This window comes from Streptomyces sp. NPDC001828 (assembly GCF_042892175.1).
In the GTDB taxonomy this organism is placed as follows: domain Bacteria; phylum Actinomycetota; class Actinomycetes; order Streptomycetales; family Streptomycetaceae; genus Streptomyces.
Map to the genome: position 1 here is coordinate 312,558 of NZ_JBIATV010000001.1, position 25,515 is coordinate 338,072.

25 protein-coding genes are annotated in these 25,515 nt (G+C 72.8%); 9 read left to right on the forward strand and 16 right to left on the reverse strand.

The features are described from left to right. Positions 1-68 precede the first annotated feature (68 nt). From ACFYZA_RS01510 to ACFYZA_RS01530, 5 genes are all read right to left on the reverse strand, one after another. Complete coding sequence (locus tag ACFYZA_RS01510; RefSeq protein WP_388486195.1) at positions 69-908, reverse strand: alpha/beta fold hydrolase; 840 nt, start codon at positions 906-908, stop codon at positions 69-71. A gap of 294 nt (positions 909-1,202) precedes the next feature. After that, on the reverse strand, positions 1,203-1,472 hold the full coding sequence (locus ACFYZA_RS01515) for a DUF3817 domain-containing protein (RefSeq protein ID WP_388486198.1): 270 nt from the start codon (positions 1,470-1,472) through the stop codon (positions 1,203-1,205). Between the two features lie 2 nt (positions 1,473-1,474). Beyond that, entirely contained in the window at positions 1,475-1,930 is a 456-nt protein-coding gene (locus ACFYZA_RS01520) for a hypothetical protein (protein ID WP_388486200.1), read from the reverse strand. Further along, positions 1,927-2,250 (reverse strand): hypothetical protein, encoded by a 324-nt coding sequence (locus ACFYZA_RS01525; protein ID WP_388486202.1) that lies wholly within the window; start codon positions 2,248-2,250, stop codon positions 1,927-1,929. Before ACFYZA_RS01525 ends, ACFYZA_RS01520 begins: the two co-directional genes overlap by 4 nt. A 74-nt stretch (positions 2,251-2,324) precedes the next feature. Beyond that, a complete protein-coding gene (locus tag ACFYZA_RS01530; RefSeq protein ID WP_388486204.1) occupies positions 2,325-3,107 on the reverse strand; it encodes a DJ-1/PfpI family protein in 783 nt (260 codons plus the stop codon). A 211-nt stretch (positions 3,108-3,318) separates the two neighbouring features. Here ACFYZA_RS01530 and ACFYZA_RS01535 point away from each other — a divergent pair, with 211 nt between their 5' ends. Further along, positions 3,319-4,257, forward strand: a complete 939-nt coding sequence (locus tag ACFYZA_RS01535) for a GlxA family transcriptional regulator (protein ID WP_388486207.1) — start codon at positions 3,319-3,321, stop codon at positions 4,255-4,257. A gap of 91 nt (positions 4,258-4,348) precedes the next feature. On the opposite strand, the gene ACFYZA_RS01540 is transcribed toward ACFYZA_RS01535, so the two are convergent. Further along, on the reverse strand, positions 4,349-4,960 hold the full coding sequence (locus ACFYZA_RS01540) for a TetR family transcriptional regulator (protein WP_388486209.1): 612 nt from the start codon (positions 4,958-4,960) through the stop codon (positions 4,349-4,351). Positions 4,961-5,046: 86 nt separating this feature from the next. Here ACFYZA_RS01540 and ACFYZA_RS01545 point away from each other — a divergent pair, with 86 nt between their 5' ends. The 3 genes from ACFYZA_RS01545 to ACFYZA_RS01555 all read left to right on the forward strand — a co-directional run bounded on the left by ACFYZA_RS01545 (position 5,047) and on the right by ACFYZA_RS01555 (position 7,647). Further along, on the forward strand, positions 5,047-5,475 hold the full coding sequence (locus ACFYZA_RS01545; RefSeq protein WP_388486211.1) for a nuclear transport factor 2 family protein: 429 nt from the start codon (positions 5,047-5,049) through the stop codon (positions 5,473-5,475). Then, positions 5,472-6,314, forward strand: a complete 843-nt coding sequence (locus ACFYZA_RS01550; RefSeq protein WP_388486214.1) for an NAD(P)H-binding protein — start codon at positions 5,472-5,474, stop codon at positions 6,312-6,314. The genes ACFYZA_RS01545 and ACFYZA_RS01550 overlap by 4 nt, the downstream gene beginning before the upstream one ends. 700 nt (positions 6,315-7,014) lie before the next feature. Beyond that, the gene (locus tag ACFYZA_RS01555; protein ID WP_388486216.1) at positions 7,015-7,647 is read left to right on the forward strand and encodes a potassium channel family protein; all 633 of its coding nucleotides are present in this window, start codon (positions 7,015-7,017) and stop codon (positions 7,645-7,647) included. Between the two features lie 57 nt (positions 7,648-7,704). Here the strand turns inward: ACFYZA_RS01555 and ACFYZA_RS01560 are convergent, their stop codons facing one another. Beyond that, positions 7,705-8,613 carry a PDR/VanB family oxidoreductase gene (locus ACFYZA_RS01560; RefSeq protein WP_382587672.1) on the reverse strand — a complete coding sequence of 303 codons (909 nt, stop codon included), beginning with the start codon at positions 8,611-8,613 and terminating at the stop codon, positions 7,705-7,707. Between the two features lie 198 nt (positions 8,614-8,811). Further along, entirely contained in the window at positions 8,812-9,441 is a 630-nt protein-coding gene (locus ACFYZA_RS01565; protein WP_382587670.1) for an MSMEG_1061 family FMN-dependent PPOX-type flavoprotein, read from the reverse strand. 133 nt (positions 9,442-9,574) lie between these two features. On the opposite strand from ACFYZA_RS01565, the gene ACFYZA_RS01570 reads away from it, so the two are divergent. After that, entirely contained in the window at positions 9,575-10,216 is a 642-nt protein-coding gene (locus tag ACFYZA_RS01570; RefSeq protein WP_388486218.1) for a TetR/AcrR family transcriptional regulator, read from the forward strand. A 100-nt stretch (positions 10,217-10,316) separates the two neighbouring features. On the opposite strand, the gene ACFYZA_RS01575 is transcribed toward ACFYZA_RS01570, so the two are convergent. Beyond that, on the reverse strand, positions 10,317-11,156 hold the full coding sequence (locus ACFYZA_RS01575) for an SDR family oxidoreductase (protein ID WP_382587666.1): 840 nt from the start codon (positions 11,154-11,156) through the stop codon (positions 10,317-10,319). Between the two features lie 92 nt (positions 11,157-11,248). Between ACFYZA_RS01575 and ACFYZA_RS01580 the strand changes: the two genes are divergently transcribed. Beyond that, positions 11,249-11,626 (forward strand): winged helix-turn-helix transcriptional regulator, encoded by a 378-nt coding sequence (locus ACFYZA_RS01580; RefSeq protein ID WP_382587664.1) that lies wholly within the window; start codon positions 11,249-11,251, stop codon positions 11,624-11,626. A gap of 145 nt (positions 11,627-11,771) precedes the next feature. Here ACFYZA_RS01580 and ACFYZA_RS01585 read toward each other — a convergent pair whose 3' ends face one another. Continuing rightward, entirely contained in the window at positions 11,772-15,245 is a 3,474-nt protein-coding gene (locus ACFYZA_RS01585; RefSeq protein ID WP_388486219.1) for a hypothetical protein, read from the reverse strand. 140 nt (positions 15,246-15,385) lie between these two features. Then, entirely contained in the window at positions 15,386-16,573 is a 1,188-nt protein-coding gene (locus ACFYZA_RS01590; RefSeq protein ID WP_388486222.1) for a PAS domain-containing protein, read from the reverse strand. Between the two features lie 378 nt (positions 16,574-16,951). On the opposite strand from ACFYZA_RS01590, the gene ACFYZA_RS01595 reads away from it, so the two are divergent. From ACFYZA_RS01595 to ACFYZA_RS01605, 3 genes are read left to right on the forward strand one after another with little or no spacing between them, the layout of a single operon-like run. Further along, positions 16,952-18,325: an acetyl-CoA carboxylase biotin carboxylase subunit family protein gene (locus tag ACFYZA_RS01595; protein ID WP_388486224.1), complete on the forward strand. Its 1,374-nt coding sequence runs from the start codon at positions 16,952-16,954 to the stop codon at positions 18,323-18,325. Beyond that, positions 18,322-20,331 (forward strand): PEP/pyruvate-binding domain-containing protein, encoded by a 2,010-nt coding sequence (locus tag ACFYZA_RS01600; RefSeq protein ID WP_388486225.1) that lies wholly within the window; start codon positions 18,322-18,324, stop codon positions 20,329-20,331. Before ACFYZA_RS01595 ends, ACFYZA_RS01600 begins: the two co-directional genes overlap by 4 nt. After that, positions 20,328-21,650 carry an MFS transporter gene (locus ACFYZA_RS01605; RefSeq protein ID WP_388486228.1) on the forward strand — a complete coding sequence of 441 codons (1,323 nt, stop codon included), beginning with the start codon at positions 20,328-20,330 and terminating at the stop codon, positions 21,648-21,650. The genes ACFYZA_RS01600 and ACFYZA_RS01605 overlap by 4 nt, the downstream gene beginning before the upstream one ends. A 34-nt stretch (positions 21,651-21,684) precedes the next feature. Here ACFYZA_RS01605 and ACFYZA_RS01610 read toward each other — a convergent pair whose 3' ends face one another. From ACFYZA_RS01610 to ACFYZA_RS01630, 5 genes are all read right to left on the reverse strand, one after another. Next, positions 21,685-22,413 (reverse strand): hypothetical protein, encoded by a 729-nt coding sequence (locus tag ACFYZA_RS01610; RefSeq protein WP_382587653.1) that lies wholly within the window; start codon positions 22,411-22,413, stop codon positions 21,685-21,687. A gap of 70 nt (positions 22,414-22,483) precedes the next feature. Beyond that, a complete protein-coding gene (locus ACFYZA_RS01615) occupies positions 22,484-22,894 on the reverse strand; it encodes a VOC family protein (RefSeq protein ID WP_388486230.1) in 411 nt (136 codons plus the stop codon). 10 nt (positions 22,895-22,904) lie between these two features. Then, entirely contained in the window at positions 22,905-23,363 is a 459-nt protein-coding gene (locus tag ACFYZA_RS01620; RefSeq protein ID WP_388486233.1) for a helix-turn-helix transcriptional regulator, read from the reverse strand. A gap of 57 nt (positions 23,364-23,420) precedes the next feature. Then, positions 23,421-24,545, reverse strand: a complete 1,125-nt coding sequence (locus tag ACFYZA_RS01625) for a mechanosensitive ion channel family protein (protein WP_382587647.1) — start codon at positions 24,543-24,545, stop codon at positions 23,421-23,423. A 237-nt stretch (positions 24,546-24,782) separates the two neighbouring features. Beyond that, complete coding sequence (locus ACFYZA_RS01630) at positions 24,783-25,343, reverse strand: hypothetical protein (protein WP_382587645.1); 561 nt, start codon at positions 25,341-25,343, stop codon at positions 24,783-24,785. Positions 25,344-25,515 lie beyond the last annotated feature (172 nt).

Sequence of the window (25,515 nt, forward strand, 5' to 3'; positions counted from 1 at the left end):
AGTGGGGGCTGGTGAGGTGCGGGTGCCGCGTCAGGCGGAGGAGCTGCCCGAAGGGCGTTGCCGGTGATTCAGGGCCGGCCGTCGAGGAAGTTCCGCAGGTGGGCGGTGAGAACGGCGGGCTGGTCCTCGGGGATGAGGGTGTAGCTGTCGGGGATCTCGACGAGCTTGGCCCGCGGCAGTACTTCGGCCAGGCGGCGGCCGTGGGACGGCGGCATCACGCGGTCTTCTGCGGCCCAGATGACAAGGGCGGGGCGGTCGAAGGTGCGGAGCGCCTCGGACCAGGTGAGCAGCTCGGCCTTCGGCGGGGTGCTGAGAAGGTATTTGCGCAGGTCGCGGCGGACCTCGGCGGAGCTGACCACGGGGCGGAGCCAAGCGTCCATGACCTCGGGCGGCACCGGCCGTTTGGTCATCCAGCCCCAGGTCACGGGCAGTCGGCGCAGGGGCTTGAGGCGGAGCAGGCCGAAGGCGACGGACAGGCCGCCGGGCAGCTTGGCGGAGGTCACCAGGTTGCGGCCGGGCAGCCCGGGCGGGTAGTTGTCGAAGGCCTCGCAGGAGGTGATGACGAGCCGGCCGATGCGATCCGCGCGGCCGTCGGCGACAAGGCTCTGCGCGCCACCCCAGTCGTTGAGCACCAGCGTGACATCGCTCAGGTCGAGCCGTTCGAGGAACTCGTCCACCAGCCGGGCGACGCCGAGGATCGACAGGTCCGCGTCCGGGTGCATCGGCCGGCGGTGGCCGCCGAGCGGGAGAGTGGGGACCACGCAGCGGAAGTCGTCCCGGAGCCCGGCGACGACGTGGCGCCAGAGCGAACCGTCCATGGCGACGCCGTGCAGCAGGACGACCACGGGGCCGTCCCCGCCGGTGTCCTGGTAGTCGACGGCCCCCGCCGAGAGTTCCAACTCGGGCATGCGGTTTCCCTCTCACGCCGGTGATGATGGCAGCCGTGTCACACGCGTAGTGCGTGAGTGCTGACTGATCCTCAACTGCCCAAGAACGTAACGCACTTGATGTGGATCCGGAGGCTGCCGTCGCGGCGGTGGCGGCCTCGGAGGTGTGGAGGACTCCCTGCTCGGGCGGATGGTCCCGGCCCTGTCACCGCCGCTCGCTCACGGCACCTATGGGTGGACGCCCTACTGCTTCGGCGTGGATGTGGGTCCGGTTGTGGTTGTGGGTGGCGTAGTCCCTTCAAGTGGCGCGGAACCCTAGGTGTGTTGGTCGATGGTGTCGGCAGGGTGGAGCCGGCGCAGGGCGAGGAGGCCGCCGATGCCGGGAATGACGGCAACGGTCTTGGCGGTGGTCGTGGCCGACGTCAGGCGCCAGGTCGCGATCACGACGAACAGGTAGGCGCAGCCGTGGGTGGGGCCCATCAGGGAGGAGACGGGCTTCAGATGGGCGGTGGCGAGGTTGGCCAGCATGACGAGCAACGAGACGAGTTCGACGTGCGCGGCGAGGCGCAGGGGGCGAAGGCGCACGGTCACGCTCCCGTGGTGGAGCCGGGGCGGACGATCATCAGCACGGTGACCGTTGCCCACAGCAGGTTGAATACGCCGGTGAACATGGCGAGTTGGGCAGCGGGGCCGGGGCCGGTGGCCCGCGCGGAGGTGAGGGCGTTGTCCTGGGCGGGAAGGATCAGCAGGCCCAGGATGGCGGCCGCGGCGGCGGTCAGGACGATCGAGGTGATCAGCCATCCGCTGCCGAGGACGCCAAGGCTGCTGGCCGTGGCGAACCCGAAGACGGGGACCGCGAGGCCGATGCCGGCGTAGACGCGGCAGATGCGGTGCAGGGTGCGCAGGGTCGCGAGCGCCTCGCGGTCATCGGGTGCGCTGTGAGCGCGGCGCAGCGCACCGGGGAACATGCTCGCGGCGACCGTGACCGGGCCTACGGCCAGTACCGCCGCCAGGACGTGCAGGGAGAGGAGCAGTTTCGTCATGCCAGGTGCCCCCCGGCTGGGACAGCACGGCGTCGGCCGGTGACCTTCGAGGCGGGCAGACGTCCGGCCTTGGACGTGCCGGTGAGGGTGTCGCCGTCGAGCGTGACGGAGAAGACCAGGTTCAGGCGCAGGGGCTTGGTGATGGCCTGCTTCCAGGCGAGCCGTTCACCGTCGAGGGTGATGTCGTCGAGCGGGACGTTCTCTCCTGCCCCGTGGGCCGTCCCGGTCAGGACACCGGCCCGCCGGGCAAGTTCGATCACGACGTTGATCCTGCCGACCGGGGTGGAGATGGACAGGTCCCAGATGCCTTCTGCGGACATGATGCTGTTCTTTCCTACGAGTGCGGCGCGGTGGAAGCGCGGGCCGGAACGGGCGGAACGTGTGGAACGGGTGGTCACAGGCCTGCGGGCGCGAGACCTTCGGGGCGCCAGACGGTGCCGCGACGTTCGTGGGCGAACAGTTCCTCGACGGCGTGGGCGACCCGGGGGCCCACCTCTCGCTCCAGCAGGTACAGGCCCAGGTCGAGTCCGGAGGTGACGCCGGCCCCGGTGATGAGGTCGCCGTCGTCGACGACGCGCGCGCTCACCGCGTGGACGCCGGTGGCATCGAGCATGTCAAGGCCCAAGTGGTGGGTGGTGGCGTAACGGCCTTCGAGCAGACCGGCCATGGCCAGGACGAGCGAGCCTCCGCACACCGCGCCGAGCGTCACCTCGGGGTTGTCCTTCGCTGCCTTCAGCAGGGCGGGCAGCCCGGTCGTCAGGGCCCGGCCAAGGAGGACGGGGATGAGTTCGTCCCGTTGCCCTTCCCCGGCCCGCGCGTCGTGTCCGGGGATTTCGCCGGGCCCTTCCGCGTGGCCGGAGGCGTCGTCGCCGGGAGTCTCGCCGGGCCCTTCCGCGTGGCCGGATGCGGCGTCGAGGTCGGGGGTCTCGCCGGGCGCTCCCACCCGGCCCGAGGCGCCAGGAACCAGGATCAGGCCCGCGCGTGCGGGGTCGAGGGCGGCCGTGGCGCGCAGCACCAGGCCCCCGGTGCCGCTGACCACGTCGCGCGGTCCCTCCGCGGAGACCAGCTCCACACTCACCGCGCCGCCCGAGGCGGTGCCGCCGGCGTACAGCACTTCGTAGGGGGCGATGACGTCGAGCGGATCGAAGCCGTCGAACAGGATGATCTGGGCGTGCACGGGAGGAGTCCCTTCGCGGGCGGTCGGCGTCCGGCCGCTGCCGGAGTCGCTCCCGACGCTATGCGGCTGCCGACCGGCCCCCCAGTGGCATTAGTGACAGCTTCCAACGGGATATCGCCATCGCCGTACGTAGGGCTCTGGACTGGGCAAACAGCAACTATCCCCCACTCGGACCGAGGCCTGGGCAGTGTCGGGCAGGTATCTTCTGGCCATGCACACCGTTGCCCTGCTCGCCCTGGACCGGGTGATCCCCTTCGATCTGTCCACCCCGATCGAGGTCTTCTCCCGCACCCGCCTCCCGGACGGACGCCCCGGCTACCAGGTCCGCGTCTGCGCCGAGCGGCCGGAGGTCGATGCCGGCCTCTTCACGGTGCGCGTGCCCTGGGGACTGGAAGGGCTCGACACCGCGGACACGGTCATCGTTCCCGGTACCGCCGACCCCGAGGCCCCGCTCCCTGTCGCCGTCCGCGACGCGCTGCGCGCGGCCGCCGGGAACGGCACGCGCATCGCCTCCATCTGTTCGGGCACGTTCCCCCTGGCCGCCACCGGGCTCCTGGACGGGCTGCGTGCCACCACCCACTGGTCCGCGGCCGGTCTCCTCGCCGCCGCCCACCCGGACATCGAGGTGGACCCGGACGTCCTGTACGTCGACAACGGCCAGATCCTCACCTCCGCCGGCGCCGCCGCGGGCCTCGACCTGTGCCTGCACATGATCCGGCGCGACTACGGCTCGGCCGTCGCGGCCGATGCCGCCCGGCTGTCCGTCATGCCCCTGGAACGCGAGGGCGGACAAGCGCAGTTCATCGTCCACCCTCACGCGCCCGCCCCTCAGGGATCGGTACTCGAGCCGCTGCTGGTCTGGTTGCAGGACAACCTGGGCTCCGATCTCACCCTCGCCGACATCGCCGCCCAGGCCGGAACGAGTACCCGGACCCTGATCCGGCGCTTCCGCGAACAGGCCGGCACCACCCCGCTCCAGTGGCTCCACCGCGCGCGCGTCCGCCAGGCCCAGCACCTCCTGGAGACCACGCACCATTCCGTCGAACGCATCGGTGCCCAGGTCGGATTCGGCTCGCCCACCGCTTTCCGCGACCGGTTCAAGAAGACCACCGGCGTCACCCCGCACACCTATCGCCGTAGCTTCAGCTGAGCCGGCCCATCGCACCGCTCCGGCGACGGTCGTTCGCGGCGGGGGAGGCCACGGCCTCCCCCGCCCCTTCGTCAGTACTCGTCAGTCGTCGTCAGTCCTCGTCCGCCGGGCCCCGCACGGGGCCGGCGTCCAGGATCCTGACGGTGAAGTCGGCCAGCCTCGCCCGCATCGTCTCGCGCGGCACGCCCTCGTGTCCGGCCAGGTGCTCGACCAGGTCGGCCCGGACGGCGGCGAGCAGTGCGTGAGCGGTGAAGTCGCTGTCCGTCAGGCCGGGGATCCGGCCGAGCATGGTGGCGAGCAGGCCGTGCCAGTGTGCGTAGTGGTCGGCCTGGTACGGGCTGACGCTGCTCCCGCCCTCCTCCAGGGCCAGCATCAGGCGGCGGTTGTCGAGCTTGAAGCACAGCAGGGCGTCGAGCAGGGCGGGCACCCGCTGCCGGGGCGGGGCCGTGGGCCCCAGGGGCGGCGGTCCGGCCGTCACGGCCGCGCTCACCGGCTCGAGCCGGGCCTCGTACAAGGCGCGCAGCAGGCCGTGGCGGTCGCCGAAGGCCCGGAAGAGCGTGGCCTTGCCGACGCCGGCCGCCGTGGCGACGGCGGCCATGGTGACGGCCTCGGGGCTCTCGCAGTGGGCGAAGAGGTCGTCGGCGGCCGCGAGGACGGCCTGCCGGTTGCGGACGGCGTCCTTGCGGGGTTCGCGGTCGGGCATGCGCATCCTTCGTTTGCAAAGCGGACCGGCGGTCCGTATCGTCGAAGCGGACCGATGGTCCGTATTCTACGAGAAGGAGGACGCCCGTGTCCGCACCGACTTCGCCAGCAGAGGACACCTACCGCCACAGCCTGCGGCTCCTGCTGGACAAGGACATTCCCGCGTGGGTGGACCTGTGGGCCGAGGACGGCGTCATGGAGTTCCCCTTCGCCCCCGACGGCCGGCCCAAGCGCCTGGAGAACCGGGAGGCCGTCGCCGCGTACATGCGCCACTACCCGGACCACATCGACCTGCACGATTTCCCCGAGCTGCGGATCCACCGGACGACCGACCCCGACACCATCGTGGTCGAGATGCGCGGCGTCGGCCGTCTGGTGCGGACCGGCCGGCCCTTCGACATGACCTACATCGCCGTCGTCACGGTCCGGGACGGCCGCTTCACGTCCTACCGCGACTACTGGAGCCCCCTCGCGGTCCTCGAAGCGGGCACCGACTTCACCGGGAGCGACCGATGACCACCGCGGATGCCAGCACCCTTCTGGTCACCGGCGCGACCGGCACCACGGGCGGGCGCACCGCCGCGCAACTGATCGCCGCCGGCCACCGCGTCAAGGCCGCCAGCCGCCGCGCCACCGAGGTCCCCGGCGCCGAGCCGGTCGCCTTCGACTGGTACGAACCCGCCAGCCACGCCGCCGCCCTGGCCGGAGTGGGCCGCGTCTACCTGATCCCGCCCGTGGGCGACCCGGACCCGGCGGCGGTCATGCTGCCGTTCCTCCGGCAGGCCCGCGCCGCCGGCGTGGAGCGCGCGGTGCTCCTCAGCGCCTCGGCCATCGAGGAGGGCGGCCCGGCCGTCGGCAAGGTGCATCAGGCCCTGCCCGAACTGTTCGAACAGTGGGCGGTGCTGCGGCCCTCGTGGTTCATGCAGAACTTCACCGGATCCCACCTGCACGCCGTGACCATCCGAGACGAGCACGCCCTCTGGACCGCGGCCGGCAAAGGCCGGGTCGGCTTCGTCGACGCCGCGGACATCGCCGCCGTCGCCGTCCACGCCCTGACCGACGAAGAAGCCCCCCAGACCGATCTCGTCCTCACCGGGCCGGAAGCGCTCAGCTACGACGACATCGCCACCACCCTCACCGAGGTCACCGGCCGGAAGGTGACCCACCACCATCTGTCGTACGAGCGGATGCGCGACCGCCTGGCGGAGCGGATGCCGCTGGAGTTCGCCGCGATGCTGGCCGGAATGGACCGTGCCGTCGCCGGGGGGACGGACGACTACACCACCGACACCGTCGAGCGGCTCACCGGCCGACCCGCGCACACGTTCCGCGCCGTTCTCGAACGGGACTTGTGACGGGGATGCGGGCTCGGCGAGCAGCCGCTGCCGGCTCCCGCCGCCCGCTCCGGCCGGTGTCACGGGCCCGCTGCCGGAGCCGGGCCACCGCCCGTACGGGGTTCCGGCGGCCGGGGCCGGGTCGTAGGTGATCGAGGCGGCGGTGAGCTCGTCGATCGCCGCACCCAACGCGTCGTCGAGCTCCTCGAATCCATCCAGCCACCCCGGCGCGGACGTCCTCGGACCGAAGAGCCGGCCGGTCGTCCGGGCGCAGGCGGAGATCACGGACGTGTCCTCGATCGGACGGCCCTCGTCGTCCAGGACCAGCGCGAACATGGCGCTCTGGCCGGACAGCACCAGCGCGGACCGCGGCACACCGGGGTCGGGCTCGGCCCGTGCCCGGGGTGAAGGAGCCCGGGTGGCCGGAACTCCCATGCGCGCGGGGCGAGTTCGGCCAACGGGAGCGGCGCAGGCTCCGCCTTCCTCCGCAGTGCGGGAGCCCATCCGTATCGCATCCGTTCCGGGCACACCTCACCCAGTGGGAATGTGTTCTCTCACCACATGTGCGCCGAGGCCGGCAAGGCAAAGGATTCCCCCCACTTCCCGGACGCCCCCGCTTCCCGGATGCCCCCGGTGGCGGGATCGGCGCCGGGTGATTCTCCTGGTGCGTGAGACCTCGTAAGTGCTCGCAAGCCCTACTCACGCATCGCGGGAGCGCCCCATGGAACGTGCAGGCCCCGGAGCCCGTCGCCTGTCGCGCCTGTCCCGGGCGGTGCATGTGGTGCGCGCCCTGGCCTCGGCGGTCCTGGTGACGGCCCTGTATTACGCGGCACCACTCGACTGGGGAGTGGGTGTGGGCACGGTGGTGATGCTCATGGGCGCGCTGGTCGTGTTCGGGTGGCTGCTCGTGTGGCAGCTCGGCACCATCACCCGCGCGGCATATCCGTGGTTCCGCGCCATCGAGGCGGTGGCGACCGCCGTGCCGCTCTTCCTGGTGCTCTTCTCCGCGACCTACTTCCTGCTCGCCCACGACTTCCCTGGGTCCTTCTCGGAGCCGTTGACCCGGACCGCCGCGCTGTATTTCACGATCTCGGTGTTCGTGACCGTCGGTTTCGGCGACATCGTGCCCACCAGTGAGGTGGCCCGGGCCCTGACCAGCGTGCAGATGATCGTCGACCTGATCGTTCTGGCGGTGCTGGGCAAGGCCGTCATCGGGGCGGTGAGGATGGGGCTGCACCGAAGACGCGGGTCGCCCGGCTCAGGGCCCGAGACCGGCTCCACGCCCGAGACCGGCTCCACGCCCGAGAGCGGCTCCGGGCCCGACCCGGGCTGGGGCCGCGAGGACCTCCTGTAGCGCGCGGGTCAGGCGGGCCGCGCACGCCGTACGTCTCGCGCCCTCCAAGCCGTGCCCTCAGAGGTCGAGGACGAGCCGGGCGGACAGCGCCCGGGACACACAGGCGTACATCGTGCCCTCGGGCGCGCCGATGTCGTCCCGGTGCTCGGGTGTGCCGTCCAGGACGGGCACTTCGCAGCTGCCGCAGACGCCTTCGCGGCAGCCGGAGGGCAGCGGGCGTCCGGCCTGGGCCAGGGCGTCGAGCAGGGACTCGTCGGCAGGCACGGAGACGGTGTGCCCGGAGCGGGCGCAGACCGCTTCGAAAGCGGTGTCGGGGCCGAACGCCCGCATCGCCGGCCGGAACCGTTCGGCGTGCAGCCGCCCGGCGGGAAACACCGCCTCGGCCGCGGCCAGCATGGCACCGGGGCCGCAGCAGTAGACCAGGGTGTCCGGTTCCAGCGCGGCCGCGAGGGCGCCGAGGTCCGGCCGGCCCTGCCGCTTCGTCTCCACGACCCGCACCCGGTCGCCGTAGGCGCGGCCCAGCTCGCCGGCGAACGGCATGCGGTCCGCCGACGGCCCCGCGTACAGGAGGGTCGCGGGGAGCCCGGCAGCCACCGCCGCGCGCAGCATCGGCAGCAGGGGCGTGATCCCGATCCCGCCGGCGACGAAGAGGTATCCCGACGCGGGGACGAGCGGGAAGTGGTTGCGTGGGAGCGAGACGTCGAGGGCGCGGCCGGGCCGCAGGAACCGGTGGACGTACTCCGAACCGCCCCGGCTGAGCGGGTCGTTGCGGACGGCGACGCGGTAGGCGTCCCGTTCGGCGGGGTCCCCGCACAGCGAGTACTGCCGGGTCAGCCAGTTGGGCAGCGCCAGGTCGATGTGGGCCCCGGGCTCCCAGGGTGCGAGTTCGCCGGCGGCGGCGCGCAGGGTGAGGGCGACGACGTCCTCGGCGACGGGTTCGATGTGCTCGACGACGGTCCGTTGCATCGGTGTTTCCTCCGTCGGCCGCTCCGGCCGGTCAGTAGAGCTTGCGATAGCCGTCGGCCGCTCCGGCCGGGTCGGTAGAGCTTGCGGGAGCCGGGAGCCGGGAGCCGGGAGCCGGGAGCCGGGAGCCGGGAGCCGGGAGCCGGGAGCCGGTACGGCCCGGTCGGTAGAGCCTGCGCGCGGTCGGTCGGCGGGGCCGGGTCAGTAGAGCTTGCGATAGCCGTCTTCCAGGGTCTGTTCGAGCAGTTCGACGTCCACGTCGACGCCGAACTGCGCCGCCGCGATCTCGCCGACCGACGGCATGCCCTCGGCGAGCGCCTGGCTGGCGGGGTCCCACAGCCGCGAGCGGATCAACGCCCGCCCGCAGTGGAAGTACGCCTCGGCCACCTCGACGACGATGGCGAGCTCCGGCTGCCTGGCCTCGGTGCGCATCCGCACCAGTACGTCCGGCTCGTCCGTCACATAGCCGCTGCCGTTGACGCGCAGCACCTCGCGCATGCCGGGGATCAGGAAGCAGAGGCCGACGCCGTCGTTCTCCGCGAGATTGCGGAAGGAGTCGGCGATCTTGTTGCCGGGGCGGTCGGGGAGCGCGAGGGTGTGCTCGTCGAGGACCTTCACGAACCCCGGGTAGTCGCCCCGGGGCGAGCAGTCGGCGCGGCCGGCCGCGTCCGCCGTGGCCATCGTCAGGAACGGCGAGTGCGCGATGAAGCGGCGGAAGTAGTCGTCGATACGGGTCTGCACCTTCGCCTCGACCATGGGCTCGGGCCGGCCGAGCCGGGCCCGTACCTCGACGGGCGAGACGCGTCGAGGGCGCGCGGGGGCATGCGTCATGGCACCTTCCTCAGGCCGGTTGCGGACTGCGGCAGCGGGCGATCGGCTCGCATCGCCGCAGCTCATGACGCTATTGTGAGCAATTACTCAGGTCGTCCGCTACTCGCTTTCGCGGCCCCGCGCAGGAGGTGCCATGACGTCCGACCGCCGCGGACTTCAGCCACGTAAACAGCCCCGTCAGGTCCGGGCGGAGCTGACCCGGCAGCGCATTCTCGACGCCGCTGCTCGCGTTTTCGCCGAGCACGGGTACGCGGCGGGCACCACCAACCGGATCGCCGAGCGGGCCCGGGTGTCGATCGGGTCGCTGTACCAGTACTACCCGAACAAGGACGCGATCCTGGTCGAGCTGCTGACCCGGCACCTCGACGCCGGGATGGCCGCCCTGTCGCGGCACCAGGACGAGCCGTCGCCGAAGTCCATCGAGGGCGTCATGCGCCGCCAGGTGCGCAGCGCCATCGAGAACCACCGCGACGATCCGCAGTTGCTCCGCGTGATGTTCGAACAGGGGCCCCGGGCACCGGAGTTGCTGGCGCGGGTCGCCCAGCACGAGCTTCGGCACATCGCTCACACCCGCAGGTTGCTCCGCGATCACCCGGAGGTGCGGGTCGCGGACCTCGACGTCGCCGCCCGGCTCGTCGTGTCCACGGTGGAGATGGTGGTGCACCGCATGATGGCGGGCCCCGGACGGATCGACATCGCCCACCTCGAGGACGAACTCGTCACCATGCTCACCCGCTATCTGACGGGCGGTCCGGTCGCGCCGGCCGGTACCTGACCGACACCCGGCCCCCTCCTCGCGAGCAGGCCGGCGACGGGGCCCGGGCCCGGCCCCGCCGAGTCCGTGACTCGGGGGGCCGAGGCCCGGCCTTGGCGCCTCAGCGGAACGCGGCCAGGTTGCGGGTGACCCAGTCGCCGAAGGGGCGCGGGGCGCGGCCGAGGACCCGTTCGACGTCCGGGCTGATCCGCAGTTCGGCGGGGTTCGGGTCGGAGATGATGTCCAAGGTGTCGTCGGCGAGCTCCGCCGGTACGAACCGGATCATCCCGGACTTGGCCTCGGCGCGGGTGAGTTCGTGGAACCGTACCGGCGAGCCGAGGGCGTCGGCGATGGCCTCGGCCTGCTGGCGTGGCGTGATCACCTCCGGTCCGGTCAGCTCGAAGGTCCCGCCCGTGTGCCGGTCGTCCAGCAGGCAGGCCGCCGCGACCGCCGCGATGTCCGCCGGGTCGACGACCGGAACCCCGACATCGCCGAAGGGAGCGGCGACCGTTCCTTGCGTGCGGACGGATTCGGCCCAGGCGAAGGCGTTCGAGGCGAAGCCGCCCGGGCGCAGAACGGACCATTCGAGGCCGGAATCGCGCACGGCGTCCTCCACCGCGCGCGTCGCGATCCGGGACGCGCCGAGCGGCCTGGTCGCGACGCCCTGAGAGGACAGCAGGACGATCCTGCGGACCCCTTGGGCCGCGGCCAGTTCGACGAGGCCGGCCGGCCTGGCCCCGGGGGCGTGCAGGTCGCCGGACAGCAGAAGGAACAACGCCTTCGCCCCGTCCAACGCGGCTGCCAGGCCCGCCGGTTCGGCCAGGTCGGCCGAGAGGTGGCGGACCCCGTCCGGCAGTTGCGCCGGGTGCCGCGACACCGCCGTCACCTGCTCGCCGGCCTCGGCCAGGGCCTGCGTCAGGGGTCGGCCGATGTTTCCGGTAGCTCCGGTCACCACGATCATCTTCAGCTCCTACTGCTGTGAGTACCAAGGCAGTTGACGCTAGGAGGTGGGCTTACTTTTTGTAAGAACGTACCCAGAGGTAAGCTCCTGGCATGGGAGAAGGCGTGCAGCTGAAGCAGGTCGCCACCGGTCGTCGGTATGAGGTGTTTCACACCGACTGCCCCGCGCGGGACATGGTCGACCACGTGACCAGCAGATGGGGAATCTGGGTGCTGATCTCCTTGCGGAGCGGCGCCCTTCGGTTCTACGAGCTGCGCGAGAGCATTCAGGGCATCAGCGAGAAGATGCTCGCCCAGACCCTGCGCGCGCTGGTCCAGGACGGCCTGGTGTGGCGCGAGGTCGAGCCGACGACCCCGCCCCAAGTCACGTACGGGCTCACGGAGTTCGGCCAGGACATCGGTGAGCCGCTGACGGACCTGTTCGACCGGATCACCCAGCGTCTGCCACCGCGCGGCGACCCGGCGTCGTGACCCGCCCGGGATTCACCCCTCGATCAGTACCGTCTTCGGGCGGTACGTCTTCGGAACGTCGCGCGTGATGTGCTGACGCACCACACGCGGGGCGTCGCCGATGGGCGCTACGCACGTCGTCCCAGTCCCAGTCCCAGTCCCAGTCTCAGTCTCCGCTCAGATCCGTGGCGTACGCCGCCTCGCGGACCTCCGCCTCCGGATGGCGGCGCAGTTCGACGACGGCCGCCCGGCCGGGGGCCGGCCAGCCCTGACGGATGCCGAGGGCGCTGGCGAGGGCGACAGCGAGGAGGCCCTCCACGAGGCCGCCGTGCATGCCGAGGGCGCGGACCACCGAGAGGGCGGCGGCGGGGTCGGCCGGCGGGCCCCCGTACCGGTGCGCCTCCTCCAGGGTCCTGGCCATACGCGCCGCCAGGACCGGACGGCCTCCGATCGCGTCGGTCAACTCCCTTAGTGCCAGCCGCAGTTCGGCCTCGGATGCGTCCAGGTCGATCGCCCGCACCAGGAGGTCGGCCCGGAGGGAGGTGACCGCAGGTTCGGCGGTGAGCTGACGGGCCAGGGCGGCACACAGGCGATGGTCCCCGATCGTCGAGCCGACGAGGGAGCGCAGGCGACGGCGTGCGGGCAGATCGCCGACGGGCCCGCCACCTTGCGCTTCGCCGGCCGCCACGTGGGCCAGGAGCCCGTCCACGACGCCGTGCAGGAGGCTGCCCGGCTCCACGCCGCCGACCGGGTGCGGGAGTCCGGACCGGGCGAGGTCCCTGAGGCCGGAAGCCGCCCCCAGGACATCCGTGCGTGCGGCGGAGAGGTCGAGGCAGACCTCCGCCAGCACCCGGCCGGCCCCGGGCGCGTACCCGGCCCAGTCCTGGAGGTGCGACAGGGCTTTGTCCTCGGCCGGTTGACGCGCGCGGGCCAGTCGGGCCAAAAGCTCCCCGTACCTGGACCGGTGAGCCGGGGCGAGGTCCGCCGGGCCGAGGTTCAGGAGCGTATGCCGGGCGGAGGACGGCCCGTCCGTGGCCGCCGACTCCAGCAGGGCCCACATCCTCTCGTCGGGCAGCAGCCCCGTGGCCAGGCCCAGGACGGTGTCCCGCACGTCGGGATGAACGCCCGGCGTGCGGGCCACCGTGGACAGGAGCGCCGTGGCGGAGTCCGGCGGAAGGTGACGGGCGGCGAGCCGCGCGGCCGACTTGCGCACGGTGACCTTGACGCCGGCCTCCCGGGTCAGGACGTCCCCGAGCAGGGCGGCGAGCCGGGCGGGCCGGGCATGGGCGGCGGCGCGGCCGGCCGCAGACCATGCCGTGGCGGCCTCGTCGTCGCCGGCGAGCTCCAGCAGGGCGTCGAGAGCGGCGGCGGGCTCGTCGGTGTGGGCGGCCGCGTCGAGGGCCGCCGCCCTCAGGGCGGGCTCGGCGGACCCGGACGCGGCGGTGTGGCGCCGGAGCAGGGTTCGGCCGTAGTGCGGAACCGGTGCCACCGCGCGGAGCAGGGCGGCACGTTCGTCCAGGCCGCGACCGCGATCGCCGATGGCGGCCGCCGCCAGCCGGACCGCCGCCCGCTGCTGCCGGGGCAGCCACCGGTCGGCGTACCGGAAGGGGGGAAGCGGCCGAGCGGCGCCGGCAACAGGGAACCGGCCGGGAGGAGTCGTCTCCGTCAGCGCGCGGTCCAGCAGGTCGGTGCGGTCCGCCGCGAGGACCGCGAGCACGGAGGGCAGGAAGGCCGCGCCGGGCTCCCACGCCAGAAGCTCGGCCACACGGTCGCCACGGTTGGCGCGATCGGCGAGCCAGGCCGCGGCGACCTCGTCGAAGACGTCGTCCGGGCAGGTGCGCAGGGCTTCTTCGATGCGGACCTGCAGTCCGGCCAGCCGCTGCGCGTCCCGGCCGCAGGACGTGACCAGGGCGAGCAGCGGGGTGACGTCCCGTCGGGCCGCGGCCCGGTCGAGCCAGGTGCCGAGTGCGTCCAGGACGGTGCTCGCCACGCGCGGGCGCAGGCTGCCCGGGGGCCCGAGTTCCACCCGGCCGGTGTGCGCGGTCAGGGCCTCCACGATGTGTGCCGCCGTCCGCAGGGCAGAGTCATCCGCTTCGGCCGCCGTCCCGGTGCCGTCGACGGGGGCCGCGACGGTGTCCGCGTCGCCCGCTGTCTGCGCCGCGGCGGCGAGCAGCCCGACCGCCATGCCCCCGATCGTGTCCCGGGTCGAGGAGGAGCAGTCCCGTGCGTTCAGGGCGTCCAGGCAGAGCCGCCGCAGGGCGTCGGACGCCGGGGCGGTCTCTCCCGGCGTGCCGGTCCTGAGGGCCGTCACGAGGAGCGGCGCCGGTACGTCCGCGATGGCGGCCAGGGCCTCCTGCCGAACCGGGTCGCGCTCCTTGCCGAGCCGCGAGGCGGCCAGGGCGAGGACCTTCACGACCTGTTCCGGGTCACGGCTCCCGCTCGCGTTGGCGACCAGCCGGTCCCAGACCGTCCCGCGCTCGTCGGGGTCGTTCGTAGCGAGGGCGGCCAGGAGCTGGGGCTGGGCCTCGGCGGGCGGCAGCAGAGCGAGCGGATGCCACAGGTCCCAGACCGAGCCGCGTTCGGCGCGGACTTTCTCGACCGCGGCGCGGGCCCTGACGTGCCGTTCGCCGGCGGGCAGCAGGGCGAGCACCCTGGCGCTCGACCAGATGCCGAGGGGGAACGGGGCCACCGCGACGACGGCGTCCAGGAAGCGGGCCCGGCCGGCCGGCGGCACCGAAAGCAGCAGGGTGGTGAAGGCCGTTCGGTGGATCCACCTGGCCGCGAGCCGCGGCAGGGACGGCGGATCCGCGGCGACCAGCTGCCGCATGACCGCGCGGCCGGGCGTCCGTTCCCATCGGTCGGCCGACCGGCCCGGGTCGGCGAACCAGCGGGTGACGCGCTCGGCGTCCACCGCGACGAGCTCACCCAGCCGGTCGTGCACCGGACCGGGCAGACCGCGCGGGCCGTACCGGACGAGCAGGTCCAGGGTGCGTGCCGGTGCGGAGGGCAGGGCAGCGGCGATCGCCGCGCCGTGGAGTCTCCACCAGCCGTCGCGCAAGCGGCCGTTGAGACCGGCCAGGGTCCGTTCGGCATGGCCGAGCACGGCGAGGGGATGGCGGACGGCGAGCGTGCTCCAGTCCTCGCCGGCGAGCCCCTCGGCGAGCTCGCTCAGCAGCCGTGCGGTGAACTCCGGGGAGCAGCCCGCCAGCAGGCGGGCCGCGTCCCGGACGCCGTACTCGGCGCGCACCCGCAGCACAAGGCGTTCGGCTAGTTCGGGGCGCCGCCCGGTGCGCAGCAGGCGCGCCAGGTCGGCGCGGACCACGGCGGGCGCGTCGTCGTAAGCGGCCTCGACGGCGGCGTCCGGGAAGGCTGGACGCCGGGCGGCGCGCAGCGCGTAGCGGCGTACCACCGGGTCGGGATCGCCGAGCCGGGCCGCCAGGTGGTCCAGCTCCCCGGCGGCCAGGGCGCCCAGCGCGGCGAGACGACGTTCGTACGGGCCGCGCGCGTCCAGGGCGGCGAGCAGAGGGCGTAGTCCGCCTCCGGCAGCGAGGCGATGAGCGGTGACGGCGGTGTGCCGGAGGCGGGCGGCGTGCGGCAGCGGTTCGAGCGCGGCGAGCAGCTCATCGGCGGGGGAGATCATCGCGGGCCATTGTGCCTGGCGGCAGAGCTTTGGCCAACGGATTACTTTTCGCCCGCCCTCTCCGTCCTGCTCGGCCGTCAACGGCCTTGCGCACTGCCGTCAACGGCCTTCATTCGGGGACCAGTTCGGCCCGCACCCCCTCAAGCCGTACTGAGCGGATGTGTCGCCGTGGCCGACCGTGGCGGCCAGGCTCGCGGGGAGAGGATGCCGAGGACGTAGGCGCGGGCGACGAGGGCGGGGCGGGTCGCGGCGCCCAGGAGGTCGCGCAGCCGGCTCAGGTGGTAGTCGACCGTCTGGCGCGACAGCTTCAGCGAGGTGGCGATGTCGCCGTTGCTGCTGCCCGCGGCCAGCAGGGAAAGGATGCGGATCTGTGCCGCCGTGAGGGACGGATGGGTCTCGTGCGCGAGGCTCTGGTGGGTGACGACGGCCCACACGTGCCGGGCGCGCGCGGTGGAATGGCCGACCGTCGTCAGATGGAGCTGGGCGCGCCGCTGCCGCCCCTCGGCGTCGACGAGTACGGCGGACGTCTCCACCCGTCTGGTGCGCCGCGCTATCAGCCCGTTCCACCGGCGGTGCAACCGGTCGAGGCCGGGGTCGGGGGCGAGCAGGGTGTGGGCGCGGCGGCCGACGAGCTCGGGCAGGCCGAGCTGGAAGACCTCGGCTGCCGCCGCGCTCGCCTGGACCACCCGTCCGTTCGCCGAAAGCAGCGCGCAGGGCAGGCCGCTGTGGTCCCGTAACGCCTGGAGGTTGTCCTCGGCCTCCTGCCACTGGACCCTGGTGCGGAGCTGGTCCGTGATGTCCACGTAGATCCCCGCGATACAGGTCCGCTCGTCCTCCCGCACCGGGAACCGGTGGCCCACCGCCTGGCCGGGGGTTCCGTCCGGGCGCCGGTAGTCGAGGGTGTGGCGCACCGGAGTGCCGCGCCCGAGGATCTCCTGGTCCAGGGCGCGGAACTGGACGGCCTCGGCGGGAGCGTCGAAGTCCTCGATGTACTTGCCGACGAGTTGCTCCGGAACGGTGCCGTAGAGGTGTGCGTAGGCGTGGTTGGCCCACAGGTAGCGGCCTTCGCTGTCGCGGAGGAAGGCGGCGGCCGGCGCCAGGTCGGCGAGGCCCGCGAACGCGTCGTAGCGTCCCGGGACTTCGGGGGCGCCGGGGTGGGCGTCGGCCCGCGCCGCGCGGCCGCCCGTCGGGCTGTGGGTGCCGCTCCCGCCCGAGGGGCGGCCCGCGCCGGGGACGCGACCGTCGAAGCGGGCCCGCCACGGCTCGTCGAGCTCCCCCCAGAACACGGGCACGTGCTCGAGCAGTGCCTTGAGGCTGGAATCGTCCACAGCGGTCTCCGTCCGTACGTGACTGGCTGACGCACAGTCACAACGCGATGGGTTCCCGTCCCGGTCCCGCGCAAGCTCGGTTCTCGGCCGAAGTGGCGGCCGGCCGCGAGCTCGCGCGGAACTCACCCGGTACCCCAACACGGCCTGCGACTCAGGCATTTGCCTGAACGGCAGACGTCCCCAGCGGTGCCGCGGGCGTCTGTCGGGTGGTCCCCTTGAGTGTGCGGGTGAACACGCCCCGCACACGCACCGGGCCCTTCCCCCACACGCCCGGGCGCACATCACGGTCCGTACGACGACGCGTACGGCACACACGGCACGTGCGACGCGAGCGACGCGTACGCCACGTGCCCGACGGACGAATGGAGACGAACTTCAGTGAGCAAGGTGCTGTTAGTGCATGCCAAGGGTGGTCCGCCGCTCGGTCACGTCCTGTCCCGGACGGCGGCGAGGGCGGAAGTGCACCTGCTGGCGCTCAGCGCTCTTCCTCCCGGTGTGGCGGATGCCGCCCGGACACTGTGCGCCTCGGTCGTGACGCCCGCCGACGCGCAGCGCTCCGACCTGGTGTCACTGATCGTGTCGCGGGCCGAGTCCGTGGGGGCGGACGCGGTGCTCACCTTCTCCGAGTACGCCGTCGTGGCCGTGGCCGAGGCGTGCGAGGCGCTCGGTCTCGCCGGGGCCGGCGGCGCCGCCGCGCTCGCCCGCGACAAGCGCCTGATGCGGCGCACCTGGCAGCAGCACGGCCTGCCACAGCCGGAGTTCCGTGCCGTCGCCACGGAGGGGGACCTGCACGAGGCGGCCCGTGTGCTGCCCTACCCGATGCTCCTCAAGGCGGCCTGGAGCGCCGGGTCCACCGCGCACCAGATCATCCGCTCCCCGCACGAGGTCCCGGCCGCCTGGCGCCGCTCACGCGAAGTCATGGCCGAATCGGCCCAGTTGGGATACGCGGAACTCCATGTGGCCGAGGCCAACGCCGACTTCGTGGTGGAGCAGATCGTCACCGGCGCCGTGTCCGACTGGTTCGACGAGCCCGGCTGGGGCGACTACGTCAGCGTCGAGGGCGTGGTGGCGGACGGCGTCTTCCACCCGGTCTGCCTCAGTGGCCGGATGCCCACGGTCGAGCCGTTCACCGAACGCGCGGGCATCACCCCCGCGCTGCTCTCCCCGCACGCCCAGGACCGGATCGTGGCCCTCGCCCGCCGGGCCGTCGACGCCCTCGGCCTTCGCGACTGCGGCACGCACACCGAGATCAAGCTCGGCGCGGACGGCGCCATGTGGCTGATCGAGACGGCCGCCCGCTTCGGCGGCGCGATGACGGTGCCGCAGATCGAGGAGGTCTTCGGGCTCGACCTCGTCGGCATGCTCGTCGACCAGCTCCTCGGGCGCCCGGTCGAGTGGCCCGAACAGGCCCTGGCCCCGGAGCGGGCGCGGGGCGCGGCCGGCTCCCTCGTCGTCCTCGCGGTCGACGGCCGGGGCGAGGCCTGGCAGGACCGCAGGATCTGGGACTTCCCGGCGGTCGCCGCGCGCGTGCCGCTCAGCCCGGGCAGCGAGCTGTCCGTGGTCGCGGAGGGTTCGCTGCCCGACGGCAGCGTCGTGCCGGTCTACGACCCGGCCGCGGGGGCCAACACCATGGCGGCCCTATGCCTGCTCTCCGCCACCGACCCGCGCACGGTGCTGCGCGACTTCGAGACGCTCGTGGACGCCCTGCCCCGGGTGCTGCCCGAGGCGCGGCGCGCGGAGGTGTCCCTGTGACCACCGCGCTGTTCACCGACGCCCCCGAACCGGCCACGGACCGCACGGTCATCGGCGAGAACCTCTCCCTGCCGCTCTTCCGCACGCTCTCCGGCGTCCTGGCCGGCCATCCCTACCTCAAGGTCGTCGTCGACCGCGCCGAGAACGTCTGGCACCTCCTCGACACGGCCGCGCACCCCTTCCACGTCAACTACATCGCCACCCGCGTCCTCGGCATGGAACTCGCCGAACTGGACGCGACCCTGGACGCGTTCAACGCCTCCGTCTACATGGACCCCGAGCGCCGCTTCCTGCTCGGTGTGCTGTCGCTGCACACCGACGAGGACGCGGAGGGCCGGGAACGCACCTTCCTCGTCCTGGAGACGACCGAGGCCGACACCATGAACGGCCAACTGCTGCAATTCTTCTACGAGTTCGTGCGGACCCGGGTCGACGGCAGGCTCCCGGTGCTCCTCAAGCCCGCCAACCACGGGCAGGAGGAGGAGCTGGCGGCGATCAGCGAACTGCGGGTGCCGCGCATCCTGAGCCACGAGCTCTTCGGCACCAGGACCCGCACCCCCCTGAACCCCGGCGAGGCCACCGGGCGGCTGCGTCACTTCCGTACGCACGAGGAGTACGCGGCCGCCGAGGCCGGACTCGGCTGGGCGGACATCGTGGCCATGCCGTGCCTGCCCGACGACGTGCCCCGGGTGGCCGGATTCCTCAACACGGCCCCGATCACGCCGCTTTCGCACACCAACGTCCTGGCCTCCGGCTGGGGGATACCCAACGCGATCGTGCTCGACCTCGACCAGCTCGTCGGCGCGGACGGCCTCGACGGGACCTGGATCCTCTACCGGGTCTCGGAGAACGAGATCTCCGTGGAGCCGCTGGAGCGCGAACCGGAGCTGCGCGCCCCGGCCTGGCACCAGCAGCGCATACGCCTGGAACCACCCCTGCTCGAAGACGCCCCCGTGCTGTCCCTGCACCGGCTGCGCGGCGCCGACCGCGACCGGTACGGCACCAAGGCGGCCAACCTCGGCGAGCTGCACCACGTACTCGACAGCCGGACGGCCGACCTCACCGCCTTCTACGGGCGGCCGCGCCCGCCGCGCGAGGACCTCTACGGCCACCTGGCCGCCCGCCTCGGCGTCGACGGCCCGTCCGTGCCCCAACTCCGTTCGGCCGCAGCCGAGTTCGTGGCAACCACGGTCGGTGCCCCCGAGGGCGTGGCTCTCCCCTTCGCGCTCCAGCAGCACTTCCTCGCCTCGTCGCCCGCCCTCCAACAGGGCATCGGCAAGCTGAAGATGGCCCTCGAACTCGACGCCACCGACGTGCTGGACTCGCTCTGTCTGCAACTCCAGCAGCTCATCCGGCACACACCCGTTCCCGAGTCCGTCACCCGGCAGATCATGCAGGCCTTTCCCGTGCCGTCGGCCGCGCGCGGGCGCCTGGTGGTGCGCTCCTCGTCCAACGCCGAGGACCTGCCGGGCTTCTCCGCGGCCGGGGTCTACGACTCGGTCACCGCCGTGCGCGGCACCGGGGAACTCCTGGACGCGGTACGCCAGGTGTGGGCGTCCCTGGTGTCGCCGCGCAGCGTGCGGCTGCGCCACCAGGTCGGGATCTCGCTCGACGACACCTACATGGGCGTGATCATCCAGGAGTACGTGCCCGCCTCGCTCGGAGGCGTCCTGGTGACCTGCGACCCGACCCGCCGCGAGGACTTCCGCAACGTCTACCTGAACTGTTCGCCGGGCTCCCCGGAGCAGGTCGTCGACGGCTCGGTCCTGCCGCAGCAGTACCTGTACAACACGGTGGAGGGCGGCGGCCGTACGGTCGCGCTCGGCTCCTGGGGCGACGGCCTTCCGGCCGCCACCCGCGCCCGGCTCGCCGACCTGTCCCTGACCGGCCGGCTGCTCCAGTCCCACTTCAGCGCGGACGACCTCGACCGGCCGCTGGACATCGAGTGGCTGATGACCGACGGGGGCGACTTCCGCCTCGTCCAGATCCGCCCCTACGCGCTGTGAGCCCGCATCTCGCGCGCAGGCGCCCCGGCGGCGCGGCGGGCGGTGGCCTCACGGAGACCGCCCGCCGGATCGTCCGGCTCAACTACGGCTTCCAGCTCCTGTTCAACCTGCTGTGGTGGATGCCGGTCTTCTACGCGTACCAGAGGGAGGCCGGTCTCTCCGACGGGCAGATCTTCGGCATCCAGAGCATCTACTACGTGGCCTTCTGCCTGTTCGAGATCCCGACCGGTCTCATCGCCGACCGGATCGGCGCCCGCAACTGTCTGAGGGCCGGGGCGGTGGTGATGACGGCGGCGAACCTGGCGCCGGTGTTCAGCGCCTCGTACGGCGGCTTCCTCGTCCACTTCCTCGCCATCGCGGTGGGCCGTTCGCTCACGTCGGGGGCGGCGAGTGCCTATCTCTACGACGGGCTGCGGGCCGAGAAGTGCGGCGAGCACTATCTGAAGGCCGAGGGCACGGCGCGGGCGCTCGGGCTCGCGGCGAAGGTCGTCTGCTGGCCGCTGGTCGGACCGCTCATGGCCGTCGCCCACGCGGCGCCCTACGTGCTCAGTGCCGCCAGCGCCGCGGGCTCCCTGGCCTGCGCCGTCGCGCTGCCCCGGATCGCCCGGGTGAACGGTGGTACTCGGGAGGCGGACGGCGGGCGCGGGCGCGGCGCGTTCCTGCGGGACGCGGGTTCCGCGCTGCGCTGCGTCGCCTCGTCGCCGTGGCTGGCCCTGGTGATGGTGCAGGGCGTGGCCCTCTTCACGCTGTCCCGGATCTGCCAGGTCAACCTGTTCCAGCCGATCCTGCTCGACCACGGCATCGGCGAGGCCTCCAGCGGCGGAGTGCTCGCCGCGATGACGGTGGCCGAGGCGGTCGGCTCGGCCCGCCCCCAGTGGCTCGGCCGCCGTCTGACACCGGTCGCCTGGGTGTCGGTCCTCAGCATCGCGCTCGCCGCCACCCTGGCGGCCATGACGCTCGGCGGAGCGTGGACCGTGGTCGCGCTGCTCTGCCTGTTCGCCGCCGCGACCGGGTTCGCGTACCCGGTGCAGCGCAAACTCGTGAACGACGCGATGCCCGCGCACGCCCCGCGCGCCACGCTGCTGTCGGTCGAGAGCATCGTGGACCGCGCGGTGTGCGCCATCGCCGCGGTCGCCGCCGGCGCCTATCTCTCCGCCGGGCGCCTGGACGCCCTGCTGTGGCACAGCGCGCTGGCCACCGCCGTACTGCTCGGAGCCTTCCAACTGCTCCTGCGCAGCGGCCTGGTGAAGCGGGACCGCGCCGCCCCCGGGCGCCCCGCGCCCCGGCCCGTGGACGCGGCGGGGGCGCGACCACGCTGAGGTGTGCGTGCCTCAGCGGGCGCGGGGGCGACGGTCAGCGGGAGGTGCGGCCGAGGAGTTCGACGAGACGCACCGGCAGGAACTCGGGCCGGTGGGGCCGTCCGATCTGGTAGGGCACATAGCCCTGCGCGGCGGCGACGCCGACCTCCTCGGCCGTCTCCGCCTGGTAGACGAGCCGACAGCGTCCCGACCCGGCCATGGCGCGCTGCCACAGGACGGGCGCCGGTTTGCGTTCCGCGTCGGTACGGGGGGTGAGGATCCGGTCGCCGAAGTCCTGCCAGGCGAAGGGCGCGGAGCCCCTCCAGGTGGCGTCGACCTCCTTCTTGAGGCGGGCGGCGCGCTCGGCGTCGGTCGCGCCCCAGGAGGGCGGCACATTGGTGATCAGGCCGACCCGGATGTGGTGCTCGCGCAGGGCGCGCAGATAGGAGGCCGCGCCGGGCAGATAGCCGGTGCTGCCGTCCTCGGCGGTGTGCACCAGGGTCTCGCCCAGGTCGAAGTACACGACGGGGCAGGCGTGTTGGGCGCTGGCGAGCATGGCGGTGCCCGCGAGCGGGACGGCGTCCGCGGCCGTGGCGCCGCGCGCCGCCGAGGGCGCCGCGGCGCTCGCCGTGGCACACAGCACGGTCGACGCGAGGGCCGCGCCCAGCATGAGGCTCGCCCGGCCTAAGCCCTTGTGGGGGGATGTGAACATGGCGTCGTTGCCCTTCTCCTTGCGCGCCGCGTGGGTGGGCGGTGCGAGATGGCCTGCACATGACTTGTTCATGACATGCAGGTGTCGCGCAGTCTCTCACGCGGCGGCCGGGCGGCCCCGGGGATCGGGCGTATTCGCCGGGCTACCCCTTGGCTTCCTGCTGGATGCGGATCAGGTTGCCCGAGGGGTCGCGGAAGGCGCAGTCGCGCGGGCCCCAGGGCTGGTCGATGGGCTCCTGCAGCACCTCGGCGCCCGAGGCCCGCACCTTCTCGAAGGTCGCGTCGAGGTCGTCGGTGCGGAAGACGAACATCGGCAGGACACCCTTGGTGAGCAGCTCCTGCATCGTGTCGCCGTCGGCCTGCGAACGGCCCGCGTGCGGGTCCGAGAGCACGATTTCCAGACCGGGCTGGGTCGCGCTGCCGAGCGTCACCCAGCGGTGCCCGCCCGCGGAGACGTCGTTGCGCACGTCCAGGCCGAGCGCGTCGCGGTAGAAGCCGAGCGACTCGTCGGGGTCGTTGACGGTGATGTGGCAGTACTGGAGAGCGATCGTCATGCCGCCCACGTTAGGCCGCGGCGTTGCCGCCCGCTTCTCGGATCCTGCTCGGCGCGCTCGGCGCGCTCGGGCGTTCGCGCGTCGGGCGCGTGTGGACCTTGGCCACGCACGCGGGCATCGCCGACACCGCCTCGTGCGCCCGGCGGCGGTACGCGCTCGGGGTCTCGCCCACCACCTCGGTGAAACGGGAGCTGAACGAGCCCAGAGACGTACAGCCGACCGTCATGCACGCGTCGGTCACGCTCATGCCCCCGCGCAGCAGCGCCATCGCCCGCTCGATCCGGCGGGTCATGAGATAGCTGTACGGGGTCTCGCCGTAGGCCGCCCGGAACTGTCGCGAGAAGTGCGCGGGGGACATGAGCGCGTGCCGGGCCATGGTCGGAACGTCCAGGGGCCTGGCGTACTCGCGGTCGATGAGATCGCGTGCCCGGCGCAGATGCGTGAGGTTGGCGAGCTCTTCCGGCGTCATGCGTCCGACGCTACCACCGGCCGCCGACAACGCCTCTGACCTGCGAGAACGGACCCTCTAGTACGGCGGCTCCGAGGGGTCGGGCAGGCCCGCGAGGGTGGCAGGCGGCGCCTCGCGCTGGTGCGGGAAGGACGCCGGGGCGGGCGGCTCGAAGGGGTCCCGCTGGAGCGAGACCGTCCGGGCCGGAGCCGGGATCGAGATGCCCTCCGCTTGGAAGCGCCGGTGCAGGCGCTTGATGAACTCGTGCTTGATCCGGTACTGGTCGCTGAACTCGCCCACCCCCAGGATCACCGTGAAGTTGATCCGGGAGTCCGCGAACGTGTGGAAGCGGACCGCGGCCTCATGGCCGGGCAGCGCGCCCGTCACGTCCGTCATCACGCTGTCGACGACGTCCAGGGTGACCCGCTCGACGTGCTCCAGATCACTGTCGTAGCCGACCCCCACCTGCACCAGGACCGTCAACTCCTGTTCCGGACGGGCGTAGTTGGTCATGTTGGTACGGGCGAGACGGCCGTTGGGGATGATCACGAGGTTGTTCGCCAGGTTGCGCACCACCGTGTTGCGCCAGTTGATGTCGACGACATAGCCCTCCTCGCCGCTGCTCAGCCGGATGTAGTCACCGGGCTGCACCGTCTTCGACGCGAGGATGTGCACCCCGGCGAAGAGGTTGGCGAGCGTGTCCTGGAGGGCCAGGGCGACCGCGAGGCCGCCCACGCCGAGGGCGGTCAGCAGCGGGGCTATGGAGATGCCCACCGTCTCCAGGGCGACCAGGACGCCCATCGCGACCACCACGACGCGCGTGATGTTCACGAAGATCGTGGCCGAGCCGGCCACCCCGGTCCTGGAGTGCGCGACGGACTGGACGAGTCCCGCGATCACCCGGGCCGCCGTGAACGTGATGATGAGGACGAGCAGGGCGGTCAGCGAATGGTTCACGATGCCCGCGACCCGGGCGGTGAGCGGCAGCGCCGAGGCCGACACCGCCATGCCCGCGATCGTGGCCGCCCAGGGGACGATGGTGCGCAGCGCGTCGACGATGACGTCGTCCCCGCTCCAGCGCGTTCTGCGGGCGTGGATGCCCAGCCATCTCAGCAGCACGCGGAGCAGCAGCCCGGCCGCGATGCCCGCCGTCAGAGCGGTGGCCGCCACCACCCAGTCGTGCAGGACGAGACCCCGGTTCAACGGACACCCTCCCGCGGCTGAGCAGAGGAGGGTGGAACGAGGGGCGCCGTCGACCGCCGTATGTGATGTGTCGTCACCTTGTCACCTGTCAGATCGTGCTGCCTGGAGCCTCGTTCGGGCGGACGGACACCGTCGGACACCCGGAACGGGCTGCCATCCTGCCCCATGGGCCGAGTGTCCTCGCAGGTGGGCCGGGTGCGCCAGGGCGCGCGTCCCGGGCAAGGTGCGCCGGGGGCGCTACCGGAGGCCGGACACTTCGCACACGGCGCGGGCCGTCTCGCTGTCCACCCGGGCGGCCAGCTGGCGCAGGGCCGTCTCGCCGCAGCAGAGCACGTTCCGGTCGCGGCTCGTGCGGGCGTCCCGGTCGAGGATGTGCCACAGCGGGGGATTGGCGACGAGCACCTTCGGGTCGATCTCGACGCGGTGGCCCTCGGTGTCCCGCAGCACCAGACGCTGGGCGACGCCGTCGGACCAGCGCACCGACACCAGCCGGTCGGTGCGGACCCCGGACCGCCGCAGCAGCCCGCGCGAGACCAGGAGGCCCGGGCCCGCCGACACCCGGGCCGGCCAGAGCACGGCGAACAGCAGGGCGGCCAGCAGGCTCCACAGCCCGCCGCGCGCGAGGTCCAGCGTTCCGGCCACGGTGTCGACGGCCAGCAGGAGGCCGAGCAGCACCGCCGCGCACCCCGCCGCCGAGCGGGCCTCACCGGCCCAGGTGGTGTCGTACACCACCGCTTCGGCACCGCCGGGGGATGCGGCGCCGTGTCCCGCCACACTGCGGGTGGTCTGTTGTCCCATGGGTCGGGACGCTAGGGGTGCGGCCCACATATGACCCCGTACCTTGACGGGCCGCTGATGGTCCGCCCGCCCGAATTGACGCGGGCCATACGCCGGGCCCGCCTTCCCCGCATCCTGGGCGACGGCGGCCCTGGGGGAGGTATCAAACGCGGAGCACGGCGGTATACCTACC

Coding starts and splice junctions, on each gene's coding strand:
- ACFYZA_RS01575 (WP_382587666.1), bottom strand. CDS start 11,156: ATGATCGTGGTGACCGGAGCTACCGGAAACATCGGCCGACCCCTGACG.
- ACFYZA_RS01570 (WP_388486218.1), top strand. CDS start 9,575: ATGACGTCCGACCGCCGCGGACTTCAGCCACGTAAACAGCCCCGTCAG.
- ACFYZA_RS01555 (WP_388486216.1), top strand. CDS start 7,015: ATGGAACGTGCAGGCCCCGGAGCCCGTCGCCTGTCGCGCCTGTCCCGG.
- ACFYZA_RS01540 (WP_388486209.1), bottom strand. CDS start 4,960: ATGCCCGACCGCGAACCCCGCAAGGACGCCGTCCGCAACCGGCAGGCC.
- ACFYZA_RS01565 (WP_382587670.1), bottom strand. CDS start 9,441: ATGACGCATGCCCCCGCGCGCCCTCGACGCGTCTCGCCCGTCGAGGTA.
- ACFYZA_RS01560 (WP_382587672.1), bottom strand. CDS start 8,613: ATGCAACGGACCGTCGTCGAGCACATCGAACCCGTCGCCGAGGACGTC.
- ACFYZA_RS01520 (WP_388486200.1), bottom strand. CDS start 1,930: ATGACGAAACTGCTCCTCTCCCTGCACGTCCTGGCGGCGGTACTGGCC.
- ACFYZA_RS01610 (WP_382587653.1), bottom strand. CDS start 22,413: ATGAACAAGTCATGTGCAGGCCATCTCGCACCGCCCACCCACGCGGCG.
- ACFYZA_RS01630 (WP_382587645.1), bottom strand. CDS start 25,343: ATGGGACAACAGACCACCCGCAGTGTGGCGGGACACGGCGCCGCATCC.
- ACFYZA_RS01525 (WP_388486202.1), bottom strand. CDS start 2,250: ATGTCCGCAGAAGGCATCTGGGACCTGTCCATCTCCACCCCGGTCGGC.
- ACFYZA_RS01535 (WP_388486207.1), top strand. CDS start 3,319: ATGCACACCGTTGCCCTGCTCGCCCTGGACCGGGTGATCCCCTTCGAT.
- ACFYZA_RS01510 (WP_388486195.1), bottom strand. CDS start 908: ATGCCCGAGTTGGAACTCTCGGCGGGGGCCGTCGACTACCAGGACACC.
- ACFYZA_RS01620 (WP_388486233.1), bottom strand. CDS start 23,363: ATGACGCCGGAAGAGCTCGCCAACCTCACGCATCTGCGCCGGGCACGC.
- ACFYZA_RS01550 (WP_388486214.1), top strand. CDS start 5,472: ATGACCACCGCGGATGCCAGCACCCTTCTGGTCACCGGCGCGACCGGC.
- ACFYZA_RS01585 (WP_388486219.1), bottom strand. CDS start 15,245: ATGATCTCCCCCGCCGATGAGCTGCTCGCCGCGCTCGAACCGCTGCCG.
- ACFYZA_RS01615 (WP_388486230.1), bottom strand. CDS start 22,894: ATGACGATCGCTCTCCAGTACTGCCACATCACCGTCAACGACCCCGAC.
- ACFYZA_RS01580 (WP_382587664.1), top strand. CDS start 11,249: ATGGGAGAAGGCGTGCAGCTGAAGCAGGTCGCCACCGGTCGTCGGTAT.